Source organism: Cupriavidus sp. 8B (assembly GCF_054589115.1).
Genome location: NZ_BAAILO010000236.1, coordinates 34,338 through 42,873, shown reverse-complemented (window position 1 = coordinate 42,873; position 8,536 = coordinate 34,338). Strand labels below are relative to the sequence as shown.

General features: G+C 67.5%; 9 protein-coding genes. 4 read left to right on the top strand and 5 right to left on the bottom strand.

Annotation, left to right across the window (positions count from 1 at the left end; genetic code table 11):
- Positions 1-190: 190 nt before the first annotated feature.
- From ACYP5B_RS22705 to ACYP5B_RS22690, 4 genes are all read right to left on the bottom strand, one after another.
- The gene (locus ACYP5B_RS22705) at positions 191-1,060 is read right to left on the bottom strand and encodes a PhaM family polyhydroxyalkanoate granule multifunctional regulatory protein (protein WP_400103554.1); all 870 of its coding nucleotides are present in this window, start codon (positions 1,058-1,060) and stop codon (positions 191-193) included.
- A gap of 68 nt (positions 1,061-1,128) precedes the next feature.
- The gene (locus ACYP5B_RS22700) at positions 1,129-1,932 is read right to left on the bottom strand and encodes an enoyl-CoA hydratase/isomerase family protein (protein ID WP_150993488.1); all 804 of its coding nucleotides are present in this window, start codon (positions 1,930-1,932) and stop codon (positions 1,129-1,131) included.
- Positions 1,933-2,190: 258 nt separating this feature from the next.
- Positions 2,191-3,174, bottom strand: a complete 984-nt coding sequence (locus ACYP5B_RS22695) for a fumarylacetoacetate hydrolase family protein (protein ID WP_459571165.1) — start codon at positions 3,172-3,174, stop codon at positions 2,191-2,193.
- Positions 3,175-3,252: 78 nt separating this feature from the next.
- The gene (locus ACYP5B_RS22690) at positions 3,253-4,275 is read right to left on the bottom strand and encodes a Bug family tripartite tricarboxylate transporter substrate binding protein (protein ID WP_459571164.1); all 1,023 of its coding nucleotides are present in this window, start codon (positions 4,273-4,275) and stop codon (positions 3,253-3,255) included.
- A gap of 260 nt (positions 4,276-4,535) precedes the next feature.
- On the opposite strand from ACYP5B_RS22690, the gene ACYP5B_RS22685 reads away from it, so the two are divergent.
- The 4 genes from ACYP5B_RS22685 (at position 4,536) to ACYP5B_RS22670 (ending at position 7,870) form a co-directional block, all read left to right on the top strand.
- Positions 4,536-5,372: an IclR family transcriptional regulator gene (locus ACYP5B_RS22685; protein ID WP_318237116.1), complete on the top strand. Its 837-nt coding sequence runs from the start codon at positions 4,536-4,538 to the stop codon at positions 5,370-5,372.
- A complete protein-coding gene (locus ACYP5B_RS22680) occupies positions 5,329-6,417 on the top strand; it encodes a DUF3108 domain-containing protein (protein ID WP_459571163.1) in 1,089 nt (362 codons plus the stop codon). Before ACYP5B_RS22685 ends, ACYP5B_RS22680 begins: the two co-directional genes overlap by 44 nt.
- A gap of 101 nt (positions 6,418-6,518) precedes the next feature.
- Entirely contained in the window at positions 6,519-7,361 is an 843-nt protein-coding gene (gene pcaD, locus ACYP5B_RS22675) for a 3-oxoadipate enol-lactonase (RefSeq protein ID WP_459571162.1), read from the top strand.
- A 251-nt stretch (positions 7,362-7,612) separates the two neighbouring features.
- On the top strand, positions 7,613-7,870 hold the full coding sequence (locus ACYP5B_RS22670) for a BTH_I0359 family protein (RefSeq protein WP_267605084.1): 258 nt from the start codon (positions 7,613-7,615) through the stop codon (positions 7,868-7,870).
- A 135-nt stretch (positions 7,871-8,005) separates the two neighbouring features.
- Here the strand turns inward: ACYP5B_RS22670 and ACYP5B_RS22665 are convergent, their stop codons facing one another.
- Positions 8,006-8,398, bottom strand: a complete 393-nt coding sequence (locus tag ACYP5B_RS22665) for a rhodanese-like domain-containing protein (RefSeq protein ID WP_006161304.1) — start codon at positions 8,396-8,398, stop codon at positions 8,006-8,008.
- Positions 8,399-8,536: the final 138 nt, after the last annotated feature.

Sequence of the window (8,536 nt, the reverse complement as noted above, 5' to 3'; positions counted from 1 at the left end):
GGGAATGCGGCCACGATCGCGGCCGTGCTGCGCGGCGATGCGGGCAAGGCCGCGCAGCACGCCAGCCTGGTAGGCGGCGCGGGCGCCGCCGCCCATCATGATCAGCGAGGTGGTCTTCACTACAGGCGTTGGCTCCGAAGTTGGATCAAGGGGGTTCCCTGGCGTCGCGTGGCTCGGGTGCCGCTCCGGCTCAGGACGGATCGCCGGAAGTATCGGCCGCGCCGTTGGCGCTGCCTTCCGGCACGGCGGGCTTGGCCGCCGCGGATTTCTTGCTGGCAGGGCGCGTGGCCTTGCGGGCAGGTTTGGCGGCCGGCTTGGCCGCAGCCTTGGTGCCGGCTGCCTTGCTGGCCGGCTTGTGGGCTGGCCTCGCCTTGCTGGCCGGCGCCTTGCCGTCCGGCCTGGCGGCGGGTGCGGGCGCGGCTTCCGGCGCGGCCGCGCCGGGCATGCCAAAGGCGCCCAGGTTCCCGAATGGGGACATGCTGGCCGTTGCAGCGCTGCTGGCAATCTGGTTGAACTGTTGCTGCAGCACATCCCACCAGAGGTTGGCATCCGGCGGGGGAGCGCCGTTCTGGCTGGTTTCCGGGCCGGACGCGGTGGCCGGCTCTTGCGCCTGGCCGGCTTCGGGCGCATCGGGGCCGTTGTCTTCCTCGTCCTCGTTTTCCTCGACCGTGGGCTCGGGCCAGACGCGCCGGGCTGCCGGGGGCTCCGCGGGTTGCTGGTACGGCGCGGCGCTGGGCGAGTTGGCCGCGCGCGCCACGTTTTCCATTGCGCTTTGCATCGCCTCCGGGGAGAGCGCGGTACCGATGGTCTGCAGCGCCACCAGCGTGGCGCGCTGCACCTCCAGGCCCTGGATGGTGGTGCGCAGCAGGTTGGTGTTTAGCTGGAGCCAGCCTTCCACGGCCTTGAGATCGTGGATGCGCTTGTCGACGTCCTCCAGGTTCATCGGCGGGGTCATGGCCTGCAGGCCGGGCATCAGCCCGCCCGGCATGCCGGCGGCGCTGCCCCACATCTTGCGAAGGAACTCGAAGCCGTTGGTGAAATCTGGAATCTGGCCGAACATGGTCTCGCCTCCGGGGGTGGCAGCCGGCGACGCCGGCTGCGGAACTGCATTGATCGGAACTACGTGCGTTACTCGAACTGCGGCGGCCGCTTTTGCCGCAGGCTGGCTACGCCTTCCTGCACATCGGGGCCGGCAAAGCCCATGAATTCCAGCGCCAGCGAGGCATCGAACGAGGGGCCCGCCATGCGCAGCCAGTTATTCAGCGCGTACTTGGTCCAGCGGATCGCCGTCTGCGACCCCGCGGCCAGCCGGCGCGCCACGTCGAAGGCGCGCTCGACCAGTTCCTCTTCGTCCACGGTCAGCGACACCAGCCCGATGCGCTCGGCCTCTTCGCCGCTCACCGACTCGCACAGCATCAGATAGTACTTGGCCTTGGCCATCCCGCACAGCAGGGGCCACACGATTGCGGCATGGTCGCCCGCCGCCACGCCCAGTCGCGTATGGCCATCGACGATGCGCGCGGTCCTGGCCGCGATCGAGATATCGGCCAGCAGGCCGGCCACCAGCCCGGCGCCGACCGCCGGGCCGTGCATGGCCGACACGATCGGCTTGTCGCAATTGATCACGTTGTAGACCAGGTCCCGGGCCTCGTGCCACACGCGGGTGCGGGTGGCGAAGTCGTTGGCCATGTCTTCCACCAGGGACAGGTCGCCGCCGGCCGAAAAGCCTTTGCCTTCGCCGCGGATGAGCGCCACGCGCACGTCCGGATCGGCCGACACGTCGCGCCAGATTTCCGCCAGCTCGCGGTGCATATTGGCGTCAGCGGTGGCTAGCTTGCGGTTGGCGGACTGTTGCGCACCCATCACGATCTCGAGGATGGGGCCATGCCGGCGCAGGGTCAGTGCCTGGTAGCGGTCGTAGCGTGGCGACAACGGCGCGTTGTCCGCCTCGGACGGATTGGAAGAGGGCGGGGAGGATTCCGGCGGAATAGTGGGCGGGATAGCGGTCATGAGGCAGCGATGGCCGTGGCCATTCCTTGGTGACGCTTGGGGGCCGGGCCGCGAGGGGCGGCCCGGGGCTCCGCCGGCGGCTGCCTGGGGCAGTCGATGGCAATTAGCCAACCGGTCGGTCGGTCAATTATAAGCACTCCCATCCACGCGCGGCCAGCGGCTGCCCGCCCAGGCCCGGTCTCAGTTCTTTGCCGACACCAGCTGGTCGATCGCGCCGAACACCGAGCGGCCTTGCGCATCGAACATCTCGATCTTGACCGCGTCGCCGTATTTCATGAAGCCGGTGACCGGCTGGCCGCCGTCGATGATCTCCAGCATGCGCTTCTCGGCGATGCAGCAGTAGCCCTTGCCGCGGTCGACGTTGGAGATCGTGCCCGAGCCGACGATGCTGCCGGCGCGCACATTGCGCGTCTTGCAGATATGGGCGATGAGCTGGCCGAAATCGAACACCATGTCGGTGCCGCAGTCGGGCGCGCCCACCTTCTTGCTGTTCCAGTGGACGGTCATCGGCAGGTGCACGCGGCGCTCGCGCCAGGCCTCGCCCAGCTCGTCGGGCGTGACCGCCACCGGCGAGAACGCCGTGGCAGGCTTGCTCTGGAAGAAGCCGAAGCCCTTGCCCAGCTCGGCGGGGATCAGGTTGCGCAGTGACACATCGTTGGCAAGCATGATCAGCCGGATGGCGTCGGCAGCCTGCTCGGGCTTGGCGCCCATCTTGACGTCGCCGGTGATGACGGCGATCTCGGCCTCGAAGTCGATACCGAAGGCTTCGCTGGCGCACACGATATCGTCGTGCGGGCCGATCATGTCGTCGGAGCCGCCCTGGTACATCAGCGGGTCGGTCCAGAACTCCGGCGGCATCTCGGCGCCACGTGCGCGCCGCACCAGCTCCACGTGGTTCACGTAGGCGGAGCCATCGGCCCACTGGTAGGCGCGCGGCAGCGGCGCCATGCATGCCCTGGGGTCGAAGGCGAAGGGATGGCGCGCGCGGCCCGCGTTCAGGGCATCGGAGACGTCCTGCAACTGCGGCGCGTAGAAGTTCCAGTCGTCCAGCACGGTCTGGAGCTTGCCGGCGACATCGTTGGCGTAATGGGCGGTCTTCAGGTCGCGCGAGACAACCACGAGCTGGCCGTCGCGCGAGCCGTCCTTGAGGGTGGCGAGTTTCATGTATGCAGTACGTTAAGGAATGAGCAGATCAAGCAGATCAAGCGGAAAAAGCACGGAAAAAGCATAAAAAGCAGCCCGCTAGTCTACCGTGATGCCCTTGGCCTTGATCAGTTTGCCCCAGCGCTCGGCTTCGGCGCGCGCGTACTGCGCGAATTCCTCGGGCGTGCTGGAGACCGGCTCCACGCCGATGCCTTCGAAGCGCTTCTGCACGTCGGCGCTCTTGAGCGCCTTGACCAGTTCGGCGTTCAGGCGGGTCACCACCGGCTTGGGGGTGCCAGCCGGCGCCACCACGCCTTGCCAGGCATAGGCTTCGAATCCGGGCACGCCGGCTTCGGCCACCGTCGGCACCGCGGGCAGGGCCGTCAAGCGCTTGGGCGTGGCCACGCCCAGCGCGCGCACCTTGCCGGCCGCCACGTTCTGCTGGCCGGAGGCGAGGTCAAGGAACATCAGTTCGACCTGGCCGGCAAGCAGGTCCTGCACCGCCGGCGCGGCGCCCTTGTAGGGCACGTGCGTCATCCTGGTCTTGGTCTGATCCATGAACAGCTCCATGGCCAGGTGGTGCGGGCTGCCCGCGCCCGGCGAGGCGAAATTCACCTTGCCGGGGTTCTTCTGCACGTAGTCGATGGCTTCCTTGAGCGTGCGCGCCGGGAAGTTCGGCGTTGCCACCAGGATCAGCGGAAAGCGCGCCACCATCCCCACATGCACGAAGTCCTTGTCGGCGTTGTAGGGCAGCTTCTTGTACAGCGACGGATTGGCCGCCAGGGTGGCGGTATCGGCGGTCAGCAGGGTGTAGCCATCGGGCTTGCTGTGCGCCACCGCGTCGGCGCCGACAATGGTGGCCGCGCCCGGGCGGTTGTCGATCACCACCTGCTGGCCCAGCGCCGGGGTGATGGCCTGGCCCAGCGTGCGCGCCACCACGTCGGTGCCGCCGCCGGCCGGGTAGGGCACTACCCAGCGGATCGGCTGGGTGGGCCAGTTGTCGGCGGCACGGGCGGGCTGGAACGCGGCGGCGCCCAGCGTCAGCGCGGCTAGCAACGGCGCGGCGCAGGCGCGCCATGCTTGCAGGGCGGGGCGTTGGCCGAAGGGGGAAATGCGGGTCATCTTCGTCTCCTGTAGAAAGCGGCCGCGCCGCGCCATCTGGATTGCATGGCGGCATGCCCGCGCCGGTATTGGCCGGTGCTGAAGATATCGATTCGCCCCGACCTGTATTTGTGCGCTCAAAGTCTACCGACGGTTTAAAAATTGGTAAATCGATTTCGCTATAGTAAATTCATGGGCCGGCCAGCATGATTGCTTTGCGTGCGCGCAGCCGGAAATGTGAGTTACGCATTTCTTTTCTAATCTCTTGCCCCCGTTGCCGCATGACCGAACTTGAAGAAGACGATTCCAAGCTGCGTTCCGGCATCCAGTCGATCGAGGTTGGCTTCAAGCTGCTGCAGGCGCTGGCCGCATCGCCGCGCGCCATGATGCTGCGTGACCTCGCCGCCGCCGCCGACATGAACCCGGCCAAGGCGCACCGTTACCTGGTCAGCTTCCAGCGGCTCGGCATGGTGGTGCAGGATCCGGTTGGCGGGCGCTACGACCTCGGGCCGTTCGCGCTGCAACTGGGCCTCGCCGGCCTGAACCGGCTCGATCCGGTCAAGAAGGCCCGCCCGATCCTGTCGCAATTGCGCGACGAGATGGACCAGACCATCGGCATCGCCGTCTGGGGCAACCACGGCCCGACCATCGTGCACTGGGAGGAATCCAGCCACCCGGTCACGGTCAGCCTGCGCCTGGGCGACGTGATGCCCATGCTCAACTCCGCCACCGGCAGGCTGTACGGCGCCTACCTGCCGAAACAACAAACGCGGCCGCTGGTCGAACGGGAACTGGCGGAGCGCGGCCATGACGATATTCCAGACCTGCCGCGCTCGCTGGCCGACTATGACGTGGTCTGCGAAGACGTTCGCGCCCACGGCGCGGCGCGTGTCAAAGGCGGCGTGCTGCCGGGCATCAATGCGTTCTCGATGCCGGTGTTCGACGCCAACGGCCACGTGGCGATGGCGCTGATCGTGCTGGGCGCGCAGAGCGTATTCGATGCAGAATGGGGCGGTGCGGTCGACCGTCATGTGCGTGATATCGCCCGGCAGATTTCTTCGGAGCTTGGTTATCTTGGCGGCAGCCCGACGAGCGGGCCGAACGGCCCTCACCCGTAAGCCTACCTCGCGCCGCCTGCGCTGGGCGGTTGCGCTTGTGCTGGTGCTGGCCGCCCACCTGCTGGCAGTGCTGGGGCTGCTGCATATGCCCGGGCTGCCGCGGGACCCGACCGCGCTGCCGCCGCTCGAAGCCATCCTGCTGCCGCCGCCGGAGCCACCGGCTCCCGTGGCGCCGCCACGCCCGGCCCCGGTCGTGCAGAAGCGGCCCCCGGCGGCGCGCGCCGAGCCGGCGCCCACGCCTGAGTCCCCTGTTGAAGCACCCGCCGCCCCTGAGGCGCCGCCGCTGCTTGCCACGCCGGGCGCCGGCCCTTCCATGGCGAGCGCCGCTGGCGAGGCCGGGACCAGCGCGGCGCCCGCATCCGCGCCGCCTGCCACGCAGGCCGCGGCGCCCCCCGACAACGTTCGCTATTCGGCGCCCCCACCCACGCTGCTGCACTACGCCAGCTTCGTCAACGGCGTGCAGAACCCGGATGGCCTGATCCGCTGGCAGCACGATGGCGCGCGTTACCAGCTCGCGGTGGAAACGCGCGTGTTGTGGTTCCGCTTCGCTTTTCACAGCACCGGCGCGCTCAGCGAGCGCGGCCTCGCGCCCGAGCGTTATGAGGAGAGCCGCCGCAACCGCGTTGAGGCGGCACGCTTCGATCGCGCCGCCGGCTCGCTCGTCTTCGAGGGGCGCGGCAAGCAGGAGCCGTTGCCCGCCGCGGGCCAGGACCGTTTCAGCGTGTTCCTGCAACTGGTGGGGCTGGTGCGGGGCAATCCGCAGCGCTACGCCACGCCCGGCGTGACGGAAACCTTCGATGTGGCGGATACGCGTGACCTGGAGCCCATGCAGGTGCAGTATGTGGGGGAAGAGGATGTGGATACCGGCCGCGCCACCGTGCGGGCCAAGCACTTCGTGCGCCTGCCGCGTCATGCCAACGATCGCCGGCGCGTGGAGGTGTGGCTGGCGCAGTCGCTGCAATGGATGCCGGTCAAGCTGCGCCAGACGGAGCCCGACGGCACCCAGATCGAGCTCGTCTATCGCGACAGCGAACCGCTGCACTGAGTCTTGAAGCCGTGCTCGGGCCGTCCTCAAGCCGTCCGCAAGCCGCGGCATCGGCCGCCGCTGTGGTTCACCGTGTTTTCACCAACAACCGGAGACCCGTCATGAGCGCCACCCTGCCACCATCCGAAACCCGCCGCGTGCGCGTGGGCGAGATCAGCCTGCACGTTCGCATCGACGGGGGCGACGGCCCCTGGGTGGTCCTGGCGCATGCGCTGGGCGCCAATCACACCTTGTGGGACGCCACGGCGCGCCAGCTGGCGCCGCGCTACCGCGTGCTGCGCTACGACCTGCGCGGGCACGGCCAGAGCGATGCGCCGATCGGCGCCTACTCGATGATCCGCCTGGCCGACGACGTGGCCTGCCTGATGGATGCGCTGGAGGTGCCGGCCGCGCATTTCGTCGGGGTCTCGGTGGGCGGCATGATCGGCCAGACCGCGGCCGTGCGCCATCCCGAGCGTTTGCTGTCACTGACCCTGGTCGACACCGTCAACCGCACGCCGCTGGATGCCCACCCGATGTGGCATGAGCGCATCGGCCACGTGGAAGCGCACGGCATGGCGGGTGTTGCCGACAGCACCATGCAGCGCTGGCTCAGCGCGGCGTTCCGGGGCGCGCATCCGCAGGAGGCGGCCCGCGTGCGCGAGATGCTGCTGGCCACGCCCGTGCACGGCTACGTGGGAACCAGCCTGGCCATCATGGCATTCGACCTGGCCGGGGCGATTGCGCGCATTCATTGCCCTACCCTGGTAGTGGCCGGCGAGGAGGACCTGGGGGCGCCGCCGGCGATGGCACGCGAGATTGCCGCCGCCATTCCCGGAGCCCGGCTCGAAATCCTGCCGCACGCCGCGCACCTTGCCCATATCGAGCAGGCCGATCGCTTTCATGCCGTGCTCGATGCTTTTCTCGGCAATGCGGCTTGCGGTGCACAGTGTGATGTACCCTGAGACGAACCGTCGCTATCAGGGCAGAACAGCGGGCGATATCTTTCCCACCAAACTCAAGAACTTGCTGGGGCGGCCGTTGCCCAACGTAGTGAGGGAACGCTTAAAACCTGCGGTTTGCCGAAGCAGAACTTGAAAACACGGCAAACACCCTCAGCTTGGAGGTGAAATCGCGGAGGGCAACCGGCCAGTGTGCCGGTTATCGAAATAATCAGTCGCCCGCCGCTTGACCCATGACAGCCAGGAGGTATGCCATGCAAATGATCTACAACAGCGACAATTACTGCATTGTCGAGTTTGGTGCGGATGTCGAGCATGCGCCTCTTGCCTCTGGCGGCTATGAAATCGTGGACAAGAACCTGAAACGCGAGATTTTCCTCGGTGGCCAGATGGCCGAGAGCTTTCGCGCGGACGTGGCGCGTCTGATCGAAAGCGAGCCGTCGGTGGAAGAGGTGGATGATTTCCTTGGCAAGTTCGATACAGTGATGATTCACCCGCTAGTGATGCACTAGGCTCCGCGGTTGCCTTTGCCGGCTTTCCGTCGTGCGACGGGCCGGCAAGCCAAGCCATAGAGAAAATAGCAAGAAGCCCGCGCACTGCGCGGGCTTCTTGCTTTCAGGATCCGTTCCCGGCCACTTCCCAGCCATTCAATACTGTTCCCAGGGCAGCCCGGCATGGCGCCAGCCGTTGAGCGTGTTGCGGTGGCGTTCGGCGTCGAGGTCGCCCTCGAAGCCATGCAGCACGTTGTAGACGGTAGAGAACCCGGCACCCTCCAGGGCCCGCGCGGCGGCCGTCGAGCGGTTGCCGCTGCGGCAGATCAGCAGCACCGGTCGCGCCGAGGCCTGGCCCGCGAGCTTTTTCACCGACTGCACGAAATGCGGGTTCACCTCCCAGTCCGGGCCATCGTTCCAGGGCACGTTATGCGCTCCCTTGGGGTGCCCAACGAAGAGGTACTCCATTTCGCTGCGGCAATCGATGAAGAGCGCGTCGGGCGACTCGCTGAGGAGCGTTTGCGCGTCGCCGGGGCTGAGGTGTTGCATGGCAAGGCTTTCCGTTAATGGGAATGTAGGGGCATGTGCCCCAGTGTAGGGCCGGGTGGTGCCGCGCTGCAACCCGCGAGCGCCGTTGGCTGCACTGGCGGGCTGTTGCCGTTATTCCGCAAACCATTGATGCAACTG